This is a genomic window from Erythrobacter oryzae, from assembly GCF_030271515.1.
Lineage (GTDB): Bacteria > Pseudomonadota > Alphaproteobacteria > Sphingomonadales > Sphingomonadaceae > Erythrobacter > Erythrobacter oryzae.
This window is the reverse complement of record NZ_JASCXI010000002.1, coordinates 747,968-763,364: the sequence shown is the minus strand read 5'-3', so window position 1 is coordinate 763,364 and position 15,397 is coordinate 747,968. Positions and strand designations below refer to the sequence as shown.

18 protein-coding genes are annotated in these 15,397 nt (G+C 67.5%); 5 read left to right on the top strand and 13 right to left on the bottom strand.

All coding sequences use genetic code 11. The features are described from left to right. Nucleotides 1-120: 120 nt before the first annotated feature. On the top strand, nucleotides 121-1,650 hold the full coding sequence (locus PFX90_RS08260) for a TadA family conjugal transfer-associated ATPase (protein ID WP_285711931.1): 1,530 nt from the start codon (nucleotides 121-123) through the stop codon (nucleotides 1,648-1,650). 197 nt (nucleotides 1,651-1,847) lie between these two features. On the opposite strand, the gene PFX90_RS08255 is transcribed toward PFX90_RS08260, so the two are convergent. Continuing rightward, a complete protein-coding gene (locus tag PFX90_RS08255) occupies nucleotides 1,848-2,087 on the bottom strand; it encodes a hypothetical protein (RefSeq protein WP_285711930.1) in 240 nt (79 codons plus the stop codon). A 64-nt stretch (nucleotides 2,088-2,151) separates the two neighbouring features. On the opposite strand from PFX90_RS08255, the gene PFX90_RS08250 reads away from it, so the two are divergent. The 3 genes from PFX90_RS08250 to PFX90_RS08240 all read left to right on the top strand — a co-directional run bounded on the left by PFX90_RS08250 (nucleotide 2,152) and on the right by PFX90_RS08240 (nucleotide 3,482). Beyond that, nucleotides 2,152-3,063: a DMT family transporter gene (locus tag PFX90_RS08250; RefSeq protein ID WP_285711929.1), complete on the top strand. Its 912-nt coding sequence runs from the start codon at nucleotides 2,152-2,154 to the stop codon at nucleotides 3,061-3,063. Nucleotides 3,064-3,124: 61 nt separating this feature from the next. After that, complete coding sequence (locus tag PFX90_RS08245; RefSeq protein ID WP_285711928.1) at nucleotides 3,125-3,250, top strand: hypothetical protein; 126 nt, start codon at nucleotides 3,125-3,127, stop codon at nucleotides 3,248-3,250. Nucleotides 3,251-3,350: 100 nt separating this feature from the next. Beyond that, entirely contained in the window at nucleotides 3,351-3,482 is a 132-nt protein-coding gene (locus PFX90_RS08240) for an entericidin A/B family lipoprotein (protein WP_285711927.1), read from the top strand. A 9-nt stretch (nucleotides 3,483-3,491) separates the two neighbouring features. Here the strand turns inward: PFX90_RS08240 and PFX90_RS08235 are convergent, their stop codons facing one another. The 10 genes from PFX90_RS08235 to PFX90_RS08190 form a co-directional block, all read right to left on the bottom strand. Continuing rightward, a complete protein-coding gene (locus tag PFX90_RS08235) occupies nucleotides 3,492-4,097 on the bottom strand; it encodes a DUF938 domain-containing protein (protein WP_285711925.1) in 606 nt (201 codons plus the stop codon). Continuing rightward, entirely contained in the window at nucleotides 4,097-5,659 is a 1,563-nt protein-coding gene (locus PFX90_RS08230; protein WP_285711923.1) for a long-chain-fatty-acid--CoA ligase, read from the bottom strand. Before PFX90_RS08230 ends, PFX90_RS08235 begins: the two co-directional genes overlap by 1 nt. A gap of 76 nt (nucleotides 5,660-5,735) precedes the next feature. Continuing rightward, on the bottom strand, nucleotides 5,736-6,185 hold the full coding sequence (locus PFX90_RS08225) for an ABA4-like family protein (protein ID WP_285711922.1): 450 nt from the start codon (nucleotides 6,183-6,185) through the stop codon (nucleotides 5,736-5,738). After that, nucleotides 6,185-6,910: an NAD(P)H-binding protein gene (locus tag PFX90_RS08220; RefSeq protein ID WP_285711920.1), complete on the bottom strand. Its 726-nt coding sequence runs from the start codon at nucleotides 6,908-6,910 to the stop codon at nucleotides 6,185-6,187. Before PFX90_RS08220 ends, PFX90_RS08225 begins: the two co-directional genes overlap by 1 nt. After that, nucleotides 6,903-8,069 carry a deoxyguanosinetriphosphate triphosphohydrolase gene (locus PFX90_RS08215; protein ID WP_285711918.1) on the bottom strand — a complete coding sequence of 389 codons (1,167 nt, stop codon included), beginning with the start codon at nucleotides 8,067-8,069 and terminating at the stop codon, nucleotides 6,903-6,905. The genes PFX90_RS08220 and PFX90_RS08215 overlap by 8 nt, the downstream gene beginning before the upstream one ends. 305 nt (nucleotides 8,070-8,374) lie before the next feature. Further along, nucleotides 8,375-9,079: an aspartate/glutamate racemase family protein gene (locus tag PFX90_RS08210; RefSeq protein WP_285711917.1), complete on the bottom strand. Its 705-nt coding sequence runs from the start codon at nucleotides 9,077-9,079 to the stop codon at nucleotides 8,375-8,377. A gap of 94 nt (nucleotides 9,080-9,173) precedes the next feature. Next, nucleotides 9,174-10,163, bottom strand: a complete 990-nt coding sequence (locus PFX90_RS08205; RefSeq protein WP_285711916.1) for an alpha/beta fold hydrolase — start codon at nucleotides 10,161-10,163, stop codon at nucleotides 9,174-9,176. After that, nucleotides 10,160-11,176 carry an SO2930 family diheme c-type cytochrome gene (locus PFX90_RS08200; protein WP_285711915.1) on the bottom strand — a complete coding sequence of 339 codons (1,017 nt, stop codon included), beginning with the start codon at nucleotides 11,174-11,176 and terminating at the stop codon, nucleotides 10,160-10,162. Before PFX90_RS08200 ends, PFX90_RS08205 begins: the two co-directional genes overlap by 4 nt. Next, nucleotides 11,173-12,378 carry a parallel beta-helix domain-containing protein gene (locus PFX90_RS08195; RefSeq protein ID WP_285711914.1) on the bottom strand — a complete coding sequence of 402 codons (1,206 nt, stop codon included), beginning with the start codon at nucleotides 12,376-12,378 and terminating at the stop codon, nucleotides 11,173-11,175. The genes PFX90_RS08200 and PFX90_RS08195 overlap by 4 nt, the downstream gene beginning before the upstream one ends. Nucleotides 12,379-12,439: 61 nt before the next feature. Then, a complete protein-coding gene (locus PFX90_RS08190) occupies nucleotides 12,440-12,781 on the bottom strand; it encodes a hypothetical protein (protein WP_285711912.1) in 342 nt (113 codons plus the stop codon). A 123-nt stretch (nucleotides 12,782-12,904) separates the two neighbouring features. On the opposite strand from PFX90_RS08190, the gene PFX90_RS08185 reads away from it, so the two are divergent. Beyond that, the gene (locus tag PFX90_RS08185) at nucleotides 12,905-13,621 is read left to right on the top strand and encodes a glycosyltransferase family 32 protein (protein ID WP_285711910.1); all 717 of its coding nucleotides are present in this window, start codon (nucleotides 12,905-12,907) and stop codon (nucleotides 13,619-13,621) included. Nucleotides 13,622-13,637: 16 nt separating this feature from the next. Here the strand turns inward: PFX90_RS08185 and PFX90_RS08180 are convergent, their stop codons facing one another. Both PFX90_RS08180 and PFX90_RS08175 read right to left on the bottom strand, forming a co-directional pair. Next, nucleotides 13,638-15,092 carry an NAD(P)(+) transhydrogenase (Re/Si-specific) subunit beta gene (locus tag PFX90_RS08180; protein ID WP_285711909.1) on the bottom strand — a complete coding sequence of 485 codons (1,455 nt, stop codon included), beginning with the start codon at nucleotides 15,090-15,092 and terminating at the stop codon, nucleotides 13,638-13,640. Nucleotides 15,093-15,095: 3 nt separating this feature from the next. Next, nucleotides 15,096-15,377 carry an NAD(P) transhydrogenase subunit alpha part 2 gene (locus PFX90_RS08175; RefSeq protein WP_054117330.1) on the bottom strand — a complete coding sequence of 94 codons (282 nt, stop codon included), beginning with the start codon at nucleotides 15,375-15,377 and terminating at the stop codon, nucleotides 15,096-15,098. Nucleotides 15,378-15,397 lie beyond the last annotated feature (20 nt).

Here is a 15,397-nt window from a genome sequence, read left to right as displayed (position 1 = left end):
CGTTCCGGATGTTTAGGAAAAAAACAACCATTCCCTCCTATTCACCATCTCTCGTGACGTCCCCTTCGCCTGTCCAGAGCGAGGTGGATGCAGTTTGGTAGGGACCCTCGGGGGCTTGGAATGAGCGCATTCGGCAAAAAGGGCAACGCAGGCGGTATGAAGCCGGGCTCACGGCCCGCTTTCGGCGTCGCACGTCCGATGAAGGGCGCGGGCGCTGGCCCGCGCGGCGGCGAACAGTTCCCCCCGATCCCGGGCGAGGCCCCCGCGCCGCGCCCCGCGCCGGCACCCTCGCCTTCGCTGGCGAAACCGCAATCGACCTCGGAAGCGATCGACCGTCTCAACGAGCGCATGGCCGCGATCAACGAGACCAACTCCGAAGTCGGCGGCTTTGAAGCCAGCGTCCACAAGATCAAGGAACAGGTGCTCCCGCGCCTGCTCGAGCGTGTCGATCCCGAAGCGGCGGCAACGCTCTCCAAGGAGGAGCTCTCCGAGGAATTCCGCCCGATCATCATGGAAGTGCTGGCCGAGCTCAAGGTCACCCTCAACCGGCGCGAGCAATTCGCGCTGGAAAAGGTGCTGATCGACGAGCTGCTCGGCTTCGGTCCGCTCGAAGAACTGCTGAACGATCCGGACGTGTCCGATATCATGGTCAACGGCCCGGACCAGACCTACATCGAAAAGAAGGGCAAGCTCCAGCTCGCCCCGATCCGCTTCCGCGACGAGCAGCACCTGTTCCAGATCGCGCAGCGCATCGTGAACCAGGTCGGCCGCCGCGTCGACCAGACGACGCCGCTGGCGGACGCCCGCTTGAAGGACGGCTCGCGTGTGAACGTGATCGTCCCGCCGCTCTCCCTTCGCGGCACCGCGATCTCGATTCGTAAGTTTTCCGAGAAGCCGATCACGCTCGACATGCTGCGCGACTTCGGCTCGATGTCGGACAAGATGTGTACCGCGCTGAAGATCGCGGGCGCTTGCCGGATGAACATTGTCATCTCGGGCGGTACCGGTTCCGGTAAAACCACCATGCTCAACGCCCTGTCGAAAATGATCGACCCCGGCGAGCGCGTGCTGACCATCGAAGACGCGGCGGAACTCCGCCTGCAGCAGCCGCACTGGCTGCCGCTCGAAACCCGCCCGCCGAACCTCGAAGGCCAGGGCGCGATCACCATCGGCGACCTTGTGAAGAACGCCCTGCGTATGCGTCCTGACCGCATCATCCTGGGCGAAATTCGCGGCGCGGAGTGTTTCGACCTCCTCGCGGCGATGAACACCGGTCACGACGGCTCGATGTGTACGCTCCACGCGAACTCCCCGCGCGAATGCCTTGGCCGTATGGAAAACATGATCCTGATGGGCGACATCAAGATCCCCAAGGAAGCCATCAGCCGCCAGATCGCCGAATCGGTCGACCTGATCGTGCAGGTGAAGCGTCTGCGCGACGGTTCGCGCCGCACCACCAACATCACCGAGGTGATCGGGATGGAAGGCGACGTGATCGTGACGCAGGAGCTGTTCAAGTTCGAATACCTCGACGAGAGCGAGGACGGGAAGATCCTCGGCGAATTCCGCGCCTCGGGCCTGCGTCCCTACACGCTCGAAAAGGCGCGCCAGTTCGGCTTCGATCAGGCGTATCTTGAAGCCTGCCTCTGACGAGGCAGGCGCTATCGGCCCCGCCGGGCCGATAGCTTCGGCCTAACCGGCCGGCGGCCGGTTGGCCTTGCGACGCCTTCGGCGTCGTTTGTCATCGAACAATTCAAAGAGTCCCTCCCCGTCGCGCAGCGATGGGGAGGTGGCAGCCCGCAGGGCTGACGGAGGGGTACGAGGCACAAACCCCTCCGTCAGCCTTGCTAACCCTTCATCACCGCGGGCAGCGCCAGCGCGAGCAGCCCCGCGCCGAGCATCGCGCTGAGCAGGAACAGCCCGGTCCACGGCACCCACCCGACCCGCTCGAGCCGCGCCAGATCGCGCGCCCGCTGGCGGCGCCATTCCATCACGCTCGCGAACACCGCGAACACCAGGCACGCCCCGCCCGCCCACGCGAGCTGCGCGGCATCGCTCAGCAGTTCGAATTGCGCCACGAATTCCATCCGGCGCCATTTAGGCGCGCGGCCCGCTTGCGCAATCCCCGGCGCTCGGCCAAGCCCGTGGGCGATGGATGGCTCGATCGCCCGCCCCCGCCCGCTGCTCGCGCTGTTCGTGCGGCTGCTTGCCGCTGCCGCGCTGGCGACGATGGGAATGCTGGTGAAGCTCGCGGGCGAGCGCGGCGCCCATCTGGTCGAGCTGATCTTCTGGCGACAGCTCACCACAACGATCCTGCTCGGCGCGGGGCTGGCGCTGACCGGCCGGCTCGCGCTGCTGCGGACTGAGCGCCTCCCCGCCCACGCCCGCCGCGCCGCCGCCGGGCTGTTCGGGATGATCTTCACCTATGGCGCGGTGCTGCTCCTGCCGCTCGCCGAGGCGACGACGCTCGGCTTCACCGCGCCGGTCTTCGCGACGCTGCTCGCGATCGTGCTACTGCGCGAGCGCATCGGCCCCTATCGCTGGAGCGCGGTCGCGATCGGCTTTGCCGGAGTGATCGTGGTGATGCAGCCCTTCGGCGGTCTGCACGAGGGCGTGACGCTCGCCGGGATCGCCGTCGGCCTTGTCGCGCCCTTCATGGTCGCGTTCATCAGCTTCCAGATCCAGGACCTCAACACCACCGAGAACCCGTGGAGCATCGTCTTCTGGTTTTCCGCGCTGACAGCACCCGTTGCGGCGCTCGCTCTGCCCTTCGTCTGGGCGCCGCATGACCTCGTCACCTGGGGCCTGATCCTCGGCATGGGGCTGGTGGGCGCGGCGGCGCAGATGCTGCTGACGACCTCGCTGCGCTTCGGCTCGGCCGCCGTGATCCTGCTGATGGATTACACCGCGCTGCTGTGGGCGAGCTTCTACGGCTACACCATTTTCGACCGCGCCCCGCCCGCCAGCCTGTGGCTCGGCGCGCCGCTCATCATCGGGGCGGGCCTGCTGATCGCCTGGCGCGAACGGCAGCTTGCCCGATCCCGGGTGCATTCCGGCGAATAGCATGGACCTTTGGGGCGCTGCGTCCGGTTGGCTGCGAACAGACAACCCCAAGGAGCATCCCATGACCAACCGCATCGCCGCCATCGCGCTCGCCGCGCTCACGCTTGCCACCGCTGCCTGCAACACCGTCGAGGGTGCGGGCGAGGATCTCCAGTCGGCCTCGCGCGAGGTGAAGGAAGAAATCTGACCCTTTCCGCCTCGTGCGGACGGCATTTCGCCGCAAAGTCAGGAAATTTTCAGGATTGAGCGGCTTTGATCGGAGGGAAACCACCGATTGGAGCCGCTCGATGATCCGCAACCTGTTTGCCGCCGCCACTCTCGCCGCCCTCGCGCTCACCAGCGCGGCGTGCAACACCGTCGAGGGCGTGGGCGAGGACATCCAGTCCGTGGGCCGCGCCGGAAAACGCGCGATCGACTGATCGCGGGGCTTAAACCCGGCGAAAAACCAGCGTTAAATTATTGGCAGGCATCGCATGGCGCGCCGTGCGGGCGAACCCGTGCGCGGCCGCGAGGCTGTCCAGATCTTCGGCACGCCTGAGGCCCCACTCCGGGTTGCGCGCCTTCAGGCTCTCGTCGAAGGCCAGATTCGAGGCAGCCGTCTCCACCCCGTCCTCGAGATAGGGCCCGTAGAGGACCAGCGGCCCGCCCCCGCTGCCCAATAATCGGGCAGCACCCCGGAAAAGCCCTAGGGTCGCGGCCCAGGGGCTGATGTGGACCATGTTGATGCACACTATTGCGGCAGCCTCGGCGACCGGCCAGCTGTCCGGGTCTGCCGCATCGAGCATCACCGGCGCGGACAAGTTCGTGCCCGGATAGTCCGCGCGGTATTCCGCGATCGAAGCCAGCGCTTCTGCTGATGGATCGGTGGGCAGCCACGCGAGCGAACCGAAAAGCGCGGCAAAATAGACCGCGTGCTCGCCCGTCCCTGCCGCGATTTCGAGCACCGTGCCGGACGCCGGCAATTCGCGCGCGAGCACCTCGGCGATGGCTTCGCGGTTTCTGAGCGTCGCCGGGGCGTGCTGTTTCGCGCTCACTAGACCTTGCGCTCCTGCCCTTCCCAGTAGGGCGCGCGCAATTCGCGGCGCAGGATCTTGCCGCTGGCGTTCCTCGGCATGAGCGGGATGACATCGACGCTCTTGGGCGCCTTGAAGGCGGCAATCCGCTCGCGCGTCCAGGCGATGACGTCGGCCGCGTCGACAGCCATGCCCGGCTTGGCGACGACGCAGGCCTTGACCTCCTCGCCCCATTTCTCGCTCGGGACACCGATCACCGCGACTTCGGCGATGGCGGGATGGCCGTAGATCGCGCTCTCTACCTCGGCCGGATAGACGTTCTCGCCGCCAGAGATGATCATGTCCTTGATGCGGTCCTGAATGTAGACATAGCCGTCCGCGTCCATCACCCCCGCATCGCCGGTGTGGAGCCAGCCGTCGGCATCGATGGTCTTGGCGGTCGCCTCGGGCAGCTTCCAGTAACCGGCTGTATTGGAAGGCGAACGGATGCAAACCTCGCCGATCTCGCCGCGCGGCACCTCGACATTGTCCGGCCCGCGCACTTCGATCTGCACTCCGGGCAGCGCCTTCCCGGCCGAGCGCATCCGCTGGTTGCCCTCGAGCGAGTGGTCCTCGGGCGGGAGGATCGAGACCGTGCCGGTCGTCTCGGTCATGCCATAGGCCTGGAGGAACTGGGTGTTGGGCATGGTCTGCACCGCCTGCTTGAGCAGCTCGAGCGGCATCGGCGCAGCGCCGTAGATGAGGTAGCGCAGGTTGGAGAAGTCGGTGGTGGCCGCCTGCGGGTGCTGGATCACCATCTGGAGCGCGGCGGGCACGAGGAACATGTGCGTCGTCCCAGCCTCGATCGCCGCGAGGACGCCGGCGGGGGTGAACTCGGCCTCGAAGCGGCAGCGGATCCCCGCCAGCAGCGCGAGGCTGAAGGTGCCCGTGCCGCCGATATGCGCGATCGGCATCGCCACCATCATGCAATCGCCGCTGCGGTAATCGGTGTAATAGGTCAGCCCCGCTGCAATCCCCTCGACCCGCAGCTTCGTGAGATTGGCGTTGGAGAGGAGCACGCCCTTGGGATGGCCGGTGGTGCCCGAGGTGTAGAGCTGGAGCACCGGATCATCCGCGCCGCAGCGAGTGAAGTCCGCCGGATCGCAGCCGCGCGCCTCGGCCAGCATGGCGGCATCGTCCATCAATTCGGGCGGGCTCGACAGCTCGGCCATGGCGGCGGCGGCAAGCCCCATGAAGTCAGGGGCGGCCACCAGCAGCTTCGCCCCGGTATCGCCGAGGATATAGGCGACCTCGCGCGCGGCGAGCCGCCAGCCGATCGGCGCGATCACGATCCCGGCGCGGGCGCAGGCGCAGTAGAGCAGGCCGTAACTCGCCGCATTCTTGCCGAGGAACGCCACCCGGTCCCCCGCCCCGATCCCGCGTGCGGCAAGCATCGCGATGATCTGGCGCGAGAGCCAGTCGACCTCGCCATAGGTGAAGGCGTGGGTCCCGCCCTCGATCGCGGGCGCATCGGGCTGGATCGCCGTCCAATGGACGAGGATTTCGTCGAGGGTGAGGAGGTTGTGCTGCGCGATCTCGGTCATGCTGGTGTCTCTCTCCCGGTGCCTTGTTTTGCCGGAGAGATTAACCGAGCCGCGCGCGCCGTCCAGCGGCGTTTTTCTAGCGGAACCGCCCCTGCCGCCGCGCGGCGGGCTCGCGGACGAGCAGCCAGATGCCGAGGCCGATGGGGCCCGCCATCAGCGTCGCGAACAGGATCGGGGCCTGAATGAGGCGCGAGATGTTCTTCGCGTCGGCATCGCGCGCGATCCACAGGCCGACGAACAGGTCGAAAGCGAGGTAGTGGGTCCAGCCGATGGTCACCCCGCCGTCGGTCGCGAAGATCGCGCGGATGCCGGGGATGGTGGTAAAGTCCGCCCCGCCCCCGCCAGCGTTGGGGATGAGGCCGCTCACCACGCCGATGAGGCCGCAGGCATAGACGGCGCATAGCAGCCCCACGCCGAGATAGAGGATCGCCGAGAGCAGCGCGGGCCAGCGCGGGAGCAGGATCAGCGCGGCCCACGCAATCAGCGCGAGCAGGTTCACCGCCTTGAATACCAGCGCCCAGTCCATCAGCGCGCGTCCTCGGCTTGCGCCGCCGCATTGCGCCATTCGCGCGCGGCGCGGCGCATCGCCTCGTTGTCGTGGGTGAAGCGCCCGCCCGCCCGGCGCAGCGCGAGGCCCAATGCGGCCTCGGCGACGAGCCCTGCGTCGATCGAGCGGTATTGCTCCCACTTGCCCGAGAGCAGCGGGTCGATCAGCGGCGCGGCGATGATCGCGGCGCGCTCGGCGAAGCGCAGGTCGCCCTCGCGCGTCCCTCGCAGCAGGCCGGGGTGGAGGATGTCGAGCCGCTTGAAGCCGATGCGGCTCACCGCCTCCTCGGTCTCGGCCTTCACCCGCATGTAGAGCGCCTTGGAGTGCTTGTCGGCGCCCGCGGCGCTCACCAGCACCATGTTGGGCACGCCCGCGCGCTTGGCGGCCTCGGCGGTGGCGAGCACGAGGTCCTGATCGACCGCGCGGAAGGCCGCCTCGTCGCGCCCCGCCTTCTTCCAGGTGGTGCCGAGCGCGCAGATCAGCGCGCGCGGGCGCGCCGCGTCGAGCACGTCGCCCCACTTGGCGGGCTCGGCCACGAACATCTCCATCCGCGCGCCGGGCGGCAGCGGGGCCTCGCGCCGGGCGATGCCGAGGATGCGCACCTGTTCGCCCGCACTGGCGATCTCGATCACGCGGCGGCCGATGAGGCCGGTGGCTCCTACCAGAGCGACCCGCACCGGGCCGGTCACGCGCGGCTCATACATTGATCAGTCCCTCGGGCCGGGTGCCGTAGATTTCGCCGACCGCCTTGATGGCAAAGCGGTCGCTCATCCCCGCGATGAAATCGGCGATCACGCGGCTGCGCTGCGGTTCCTGCGCGGGGAGCCGCGCCAGCCAGTCCTCCGGCATCAGCGTCGCATCCTGCGCATAGGCCGCAAACAGCCGCGCCACGACATCGCGCGCCTTCTCGGCCGCGGCGATCTGTTCGGGGTGGTAGTAGAGGCGCTCGTACATGAAGGTCTTGAGGCGCCGCTCCTGCGCGGCCATCGCGGGGGAGAAGCCCGCAAGCTGGCGTCCCGCCGCGCGCACTTCGGCGACCGAGGACAGGCCCTTCGCCTGTTCCTGCGTGTGCGCAATAACGTCGTTCACCATCATCCCGATCTGGTCGCGTATCATCTCGCGCAGCAGACGCTCGCGGGAGCTGCGGGGAAAGCGCTTTTCGACCGCCCGCCACTGGTCTGCGAGGAAATCCAGTGTCAGCAGGTCATCGAGCTGGAGGAAGCCTGCGCGCAGGCCATCGTCGATGTCGTGATTGTCGTAGGCGATGTCGTCGGCGACCGCTGCGACCTGCGCCTCCAGCGAGGGCCAGCTGCCGAGTTCGAGCGGGAAGGCGGCATCGAGCTCGGCCAGCGCCCAGCCCGGCGCGGCGACCGGGCCGTTGTGCTTGGCCAGCCCCTCGAGCAGGTCCCAGGTGAGGTTGAGGCCGTCATGCTCGGGATAGGGACACTCGATCCGCATCACCGTGCGCAGCGCCTGCGCGTTGTGGCAGAAGCCGCCGTGGCGCTCCATCGCGTCGCTGAGCGCCGCTTCGCCCGCATGGCCGAAGGGCGGGTGGCCGAGATCATGCGCAAGGCACAGCGCCTCGGTCAGGTCCTCGTCGAGCCCCAGGGCGCGTGCGATCACCCGCCCGATCTGCGCGACTTCGAGGCTGTGGGTGAGGCGGGTGCGGTAGTGGTCCCCGTCGGGGGCGATGAACACCTGGGTCTTGGACTTGAGGCGCCGGAAGCTCATCGAATGGATGATCCGGTCGCGGTCGCGCTGGAACGGGCTGCGGGGCCCGCGCTGCTCGCCGGCATCGGCGCGCGGGAATTCGCAGGCAGGGCCAGCGGCGGGATCGGCAGCGTAGGGGGCGCGAGGGTTCACGGGCTCAGCGCTTAGGACCAAGGCCGCGACGGCTCAACCGGAACGGGGCGGGAACACCGCGAGATAGGAAGGAAAACAACCGCTTGGCGCCCGCGAAATTGGGGAGAATTATGGGGCCGCCCTCCGGTGATTGGGGGGGAGGAGGAGCGGCCCCAAGGGCCTGCGGTGCGACCCGAAGACCCGGATCATGCCTTACGTTTCCGTGACAAAAATCCGGTGGCGCACATAGTGAGAACGTTAACGCGTTGCACCCCGTGCAACCCCGCGATGCGGCAAGCCGCCCGCGCGAGAGGACGAGCCGAGGTTTAGCCCACCACTTCCTGCTCGAGGATCCAGTTCGCCGCCGCCTCGCAGTGGATGCGGGTGGAGTCGAAGATCGGCAAGACATTGGCGTCGACATCCACCACCAGATCGAGCTCGGTGCAGGCCAGCACCACCGCGGCCGCGCCTTCCTGGGCGGTGTTGGTGATGATCGTCTTCAAGGTCCGCTCCGCCTCGCGGGTGACCTTGCCGGTCATCAGCTCGTCATAGATGATCTTGTCGAGCTGTTCAACATAGGCGAGGTTGGGCGGCAGCAGGTCGATCCCGTGCGCGACGAGGCGCTTCCTGTAGAAGCTCTCGGTCATGACGTTGCGGGTGCCGAGCAGCGCGGCGCTGGTCTTCCCGGCGCGCTTCATCGCAAGGCCGACATATTCGGCGATATGCAGGATCGGGATGTTCACGGAGGCCGCGACGTCGTCATAGAGCCGGTGCATCGAATTGGCGCCGATGATCAGCCCCTCGGCCCCCGCCCCTTCGAGCCGCCGCGCGCTTTCGACCAGCACGCTCGCCGCGCGCTGCCAGTCACGCTCGGCGGTGAGCGCGTAGAGCTGGCAGAAGTCGAGGCTCTCGATCAGCAACGGGGCGCTCGCCATCGGGGCGGCGCGTTTCTGGACGATGCGATTGATGCGGTCGTAATAGGTCGCGGTCGACACCCAGCTCATGCCGCCGATGATCCCGAGTTTGCGCAAACGGGTGCCCCTTCTTGTAGTCGCTGTGCAGGTGCGAAGAGGTGTAGGGCGCGGGGCGCCCCCGCGTCCAGTGGTCACATGGCAGGTTGGCAACCTATCCCTGTTTTGGCGGCGGAGCGTGCTGTGCGAGCCACGTTTCGAGATCGGCAAGGGTCTTGGCGGGGGCCTCCTCGTGCGGCAGGTGGCCGATCCCGGGATAGATGTGGAGCTCGTTGGCCGGCAAGGTCTTGGCGAGCCATTGCCCCGCCTCGACCGGGATGATGCGGTCCTCCTCGCCCCACAGGATCAGCGTGGGGGTCTGCACCTTGGCGATGTCCTCGGCCTTCAGCGGATCATAGGGCTGGCTGAAGCGCGCGAGAGTGGCGCGGCGGTTGCCGGGGTAGCGCAGCAGCTCCCAGTAGCGATCGACCGCAGCCGGGCTCGCGACCGATTTGACCGAGACCGATTGCTCGAGGCTCTGCTGGATCAGCGAGCGCGGCGTGATCTGTTCGGCAATGAGGTTCACCCCGGGCATCCGGGCGATGGTGAAGCCGATATTGCCGGAGTCCTTCTTGTCCTTCTCGAGGCGCGCGATCTTGAGCATCGGCCCCCCGCTGCCGTCGACCAGCACGAGGCCGGTGAGCCGCTCGGGATGGGCTATGGCATAGGCGAGCGCGTGCTTGCCGCCCATCGAATTGCCACCGAGGATGAAGGTCTTCAGGCCCAGCCTGTCCGCCACCTCGCCGATATCAGCGACGAAACTGGCGGTGGAGTAGTCCTCGCGCGGGTCGGGGCCCGTGAGGCCGTGGCCGATCTGGTCGAAGCGGATCACGCGATACTTGCCCTTCAAGACCTGCACCCACGGCTCCCAGGTGTGCAGATCGGCGTTGGAGCCGTGGAGCAGGATGATCGCGGGTGCATCGCGCGGGCCTTCGTCGCGCAGGTGGACTTTCACCCCGTCGCCGATTTCGACGAATTGCGAGGGCGGGCCGCCATACTTCGCGCGCATTTCGGCAGGATCGGTGTCAGGCGTGCGGAAGATCAGGAAGGCAAGTCCCAGCACGCCGAGGAGCGCGAGCAGCCCGCGCAAGAACCACTTTCTCATTTCATCTCCGCAATCCAGCGCCGCACCACCGCGACACCCTGCCTATCGACACTCGCCTTGCCGAGCTCGGGCATGGCGATGCCGGGCTCGGCGCTGTTCATGCGGTAGAGCAGGATCGACTGGTCGGGGTGCCCGGCAAGGATGGAGAACTCATATTCCCCTGCCCCGCGCCCCGCTGCGACCGGGCGCTTGCCGATGCCGAAGGCGTGAGGATCGCTCTGCTCCCAGCGCAGGTCGAGCCCGGAATTCGACGCACCCCCGCCCGGCTGGTGGCAATGGGCGCAATTGACGTCGAGATAGGCGCGCGCGAAGGGCTCGGCCGGGCTCTTGGCGGTGTAACCCGCCCAGACCGGCATCGTCGCCGCGCCCGGCGGCAGGCGGTCGAGCTTGCCCGCCTTGAGCATGTCGCCCAGCCACCTGACCGAAAGATTGCGCGCCTTGGGCCCAATGGGCACGACCTTGTTGCTGCTCGAATGGCAGGTCTTGCACTGGTTCTTGTTGGGGATGGCATAGGAGATCGCCTCGCCCGCAGGCGTCACGAGATCGATCCGGCCGCCGGTGAGCGCGAGGGTAGCCTCGGTCTGCTCGGCGTTCCAGCGATAGGGGAGCGCGACCCAGCCATCCGCGCGGTGGAGCAGCACGCGGGTCTCGATCAAGCGGCGCGCGTCGCCCTCGCCGAAAGCGAAGGTCTTGAGGATCGCGGCGCCCACGGGGAATTTCAGCAGGCCCTCGCCGTCGGCGGTGAGCTGCATGCCCTCGGGCAGGTAGATGAAGCGCAGCTTCTCCGCCCCGTCCGACCACAGCGGAGTGTTGAGTGCATAAGGATAGACCCGCGCCCCGGGTACCTGCCGCGCGCCGTCACGGAAGAAGCCGAAGTCCGAGAGCTTGGCGGGAAAGGCCGCGCCGGTCACCGCCGCATCGTTGACCGGCTGCGCTTCGGGCACCGCCCCATGGGCGAGCGCCGCGCCTAAGGTCGCGCTGGCAAGCGCAAGGAGGCCGAGGCCACGCTTCACTTCAGCCGCGCCTCCAGCTCCGCCGGCGCGCCGACCTCGGGGAATTCCCAGGACTCGAGCGGGGTGAGCATCAGCGGACCGGGCCGGGCCTCGGCCATGCTCTGGCCGGGCTTCGAGAGGTTGAGCGTCCAGCCCTCCACCCCCTCGGCGATCCTCAGGCCCGTATCGTCATCCTGCTTGATCCCGTCCCACAGCACCGGCGGCAGCGCGCCGCCGAAGGCTTCGAGCAGCGCCTCCTTGCCGTCGAGCTGCGGATCGTCCCCGCCGCGCCCGAAGGCGTTATCGCCGACGATCACATTGCGCGCATGGGGGTTGTAGCGCGGGTCGTCGAAGGGCTGGAGATAGGCGATCACCATGATGTGGGCTGTCGGGTTGTTGTCGAATGCGTTGTCCTCGATCAGCACGCCGTCATTGGCCATCACCAGCACGCCCGTGCCGCGCCGGACACTCGCGACGATATTGCCCGGGGGGGCGAAGTTGGGGGTGTCGTTGTCGGCGACCAGATTGCCGCGCAAGATCACATTGCCCCCGCCCATGACGGGCAGGCCGGGGAGGTCGAACACCAGCAGGCCGCCGGTGTTGCGGCTGGCGATATTGCTGAAGACCAGCGCATTGCGGCTGTTCTCGATCTCGATCCCGGCGACGTTGAAGGAGACGATGTTCTCGCTCACGGTGATGTCGCGGCTCTGGCCGACATAGATGCCCGCGTCGGACGCGCCCGAGACCTTGGAGTTGGTGACCAGCACGCCGGTGCTCTCGACCGGGTAGATGCCGTAGGCGCCGTTGGTCGCCTTGGGACCGCCGGTCCATTCGACCCGGATGCCCGAGTAGACGATTCCGTCCGCGCCCTTGGACTTGATCCCGTCGCCCTTGGGGTTCTCGACCGCGAAATCGCGCAAGGTGACCTCGTCGGAGGTGACCAGCAGGCCCTCGCCGCTGCCTTCCTGGCTGGTGAAATCGAGGATCGACTTGTCCATCCCCTGCCCGCGCAGGGTCACGCCGTCGACATCGAGGCTGAGTCCGTCGGTGAGGGTGATGCGCCCCTCGCCCAGCTCGATCACGTCACCCGGCTGGGCGAGGATCAGCGCCTCCTGCAAGCGCTGCGCCGCGCCTTCGCCGGCTTCGATGCGGTGCGTCTCGGCCGCGAGCGGCGCGGCGGCAGCGGATGCCAGCAGCGCGGCGACAAGTGCCAGTCGGTTCATGATGTTCTCCCTCCGGCTCGCCTTGTGGCGCATCGGAGGGAGGGATGGCAAGCGTCAGGCGCTAACCGAGCCCCACCGCGCACAGCCCGGCCGAGGTGGTAAGCACCGCCACCGCCTCGCCGTCACCCACGCGGCGCAGGCGCTTGATCAGCTCGCCGAGGCCATAGCCCTCCTCGGGCTCCCCTGCCTGCGGGGCCATGCCCTGACGCAGTTTCCACAGCTGGCCGATGGTGAGCCGGTCGACCATCCGCTCGGCCATGCAGGCGGCGCGTTTCTCGCCGATGCCGGATTGAACCAGCGCGCCCTTGACCTGCCACTCCACGAGCGGGTTGGCGAGGCCGCTGAACAGCGCGCCCGCCCCCAGCAGAATGACCAGCAGAACGCCGATGAACAGTTTGCGCAAGGCTTGTCCTTTCGGAAAGATCAGTGATCGGGACATAGGCACGGGGCCAGCCAAGGCAAGCCCGCGCTCCACCGATGCCCGCGCTTTACTTCGCGCCGGCCCCTGCCTAGGCTTTTGCCGGAAATGGGGGAATTCGGGACTTTCTTCGCTGGCGAGCTCAGCAGGCTCGAACGCTGCTGCCTGCGCTCTTTCGTGCATCACGGGCATGCAATCGCGCTCTATGCCTACGATCCGGTCGGCGCTGTGCCCGACGGGGTCGAGCTGCGCGATGCGGCAAGCGTGCTGCCGCGCGAGGCGTTCTTCCGGGCGGGAGGCGGTCCGCACAAGGGGTCTGCGGCGGGCTTTGCCAACCTGTTCCGCTATGCGATGATCCTCCAGACCGGGCTGATCTGGGTCGATACCGACGTGGTGTGCCTCAAGCCCGACTGGCCCGAACTGCCGCTGGTCGCTGCCTTTCAGGACGAGGTGATGGTCAACAACGCGGTGCTGGGCGGCAGCGCGGCTGTCCCGCTGCTCGAGCGCGCGGTGGCCATCGCCACGCGGGTCGGGACGATCGGGCCCTGGGCCTATACCGGCCCGCATCTGCTCACCGCGCTGGTGCACGACATGGGGCTCGCGCGCCACGTGCTGCCGCAGGACACCTTCTACCCGTTGAGCTACCGGCTCGCCGCCTCGACCCTGCTGACGCCCTACCCCGAGGCCGAGCGGGTGGCATGGCCCGACGCTACCCTCGCCGTCCATCTGTGGCACGAGACGCTGCGGCTGGCAGGCCATGACCGGCGGGCCCCGCCCCCCGATCACAGCCTGCTGGGGCTGATCCTCGCCGATCTGGGCGACTGATCCGGGGCTGCCCGGATCAATCCAGCGACTTGACGATTTCCTCGACCATCTTCTTCGCGTCGGCGAGCAGCATGACGGTCTGGTTCATGTAGAACACGTCATTGTCGACCCCGGCATAGCCGACGCCCCCCATCGAGCGCTTGATGAAGAACACCTGCTTGGCCTTGTCGACGTCGAACACCGGCATCCCGTAGATCGGCGAGGACTTGTCGGTCTTGGCCGCCGGGTTCACCACGTCGTTCGCGCCGATGATGAAGGCGACGTCGCACTGGGCGAATTCGGAGTTGATGTCCTCGAGCTCGAACACCTCGTCATAAGGCACGCTGGCTTCGGCGAGGAGCACGTTCATGTGCCCCGGCATCCGGCCCGCGACGGGGTGGATGGCATACTTCACCTCCACGCCCTTTTCCTTGAGCTTGTCGCCCATCTCGCGCAGCGCGTGCTGGGCCTGGGCGACCGCCATCCCGTAGCCGGGGATGATGATGACCTTCTCGGCCTGCTCGAGCATGTAGGCGGCGTCTTCGGCCGAGCCCTGCTTATAGGGCCGCTGCTCACGCGCGCCGCCGGCACCGCCGGCCGCGCCCGCGTCGGCACCGAAGCCGCCCGCGATCACGGAAATGAAGCTGCGGTTCATCGCGCGGCACATGATGTAGCTGAGGATCGCGCCCGACGAACCCACCAGCGCGCCGGTGATGATCATCGCGCTGTTGCCCAGCGTGAAGCCCATCGCCGCCGCGGCCCAGCCCGAATAGGAGTTGAGCATCGACACCACCACCGGCATGTCCGCCCCGCCGATGGGGATGATCAGCAGGAAGCCGATGGCAAAGGCGAGCACGGTGACCGCGATCACCATCCACCCCTCGCCCGCCCCGCCGACCGGCGAGACGGTGTAGAGCCCGATCAGCACGAGGATCGCGCCCAGAGTGCCGAGGTTGATGACATGCCGCCCCGGCAGCATGATCGGCGAACCGCTCATCCGGCCCGAGAGCTTGAGGAAGGCGATCACGCTCCCCGAGAAGGTGATCGCCCCGATCGCGATGCCGAGGCCGAGTTCGATGCGGCTGACCGCCATGATCTGCCCCGCCTCATCCGTGATCCCGAAAGCGGCCGGGTTGAGCCATGCTGCAAGGCCCACCACCACCGCAGCAAGGCCCACCAGCGAGTGGAAGCCCGCCACCAGTTCCGGCATCGCCGTCATGGCGATGCGCCGCGCGATGGTGACGCCAAGGATCGCGCCGATGGCAATGGCGATCCCGATTTCGACGAGGTTGGTGCCGTGCATCACCAGCGTGGTGCCCACGGCAATCGCCATGCCGATCATGCCGTTGCGGTTGCCCGCGCGGCTCGAGGCGGGGCTGGAAAGGCCGCGCAGCGCGAGGATGAAGAACACGCCCGCGACCAGATAGGCGAGCATCGCCCAGGCCGGGGTCCCGCCCCCGTGGGCGGCTGCGGAAAGGAGGGAGAAGCTCATCTCTTACTTCTCCTTCTTCTTGTACATCGCGAGCATGCGCTCGGTCACGGCAAAGCCGCCGAAGATGTTGATGCTCGCCATCACCACGCCCGCCAGCGCGAGATACTTCGCCACCGGGTTCTCCGCCTCGGCCGCGGCAATCAGCGCGCCGACGATGATCACCGAGGAGATCGCATTGGTCACCGCCATCAGCGGGGTGTGCAGCGCCGGGGTCACCGACCAGACAACGTAATAGCCCACGAAGCAGGCCAGCACGAAGATGCTGAGAATTGAGATGAAGTCCATGAGTTGCCCCTATGTGCCTG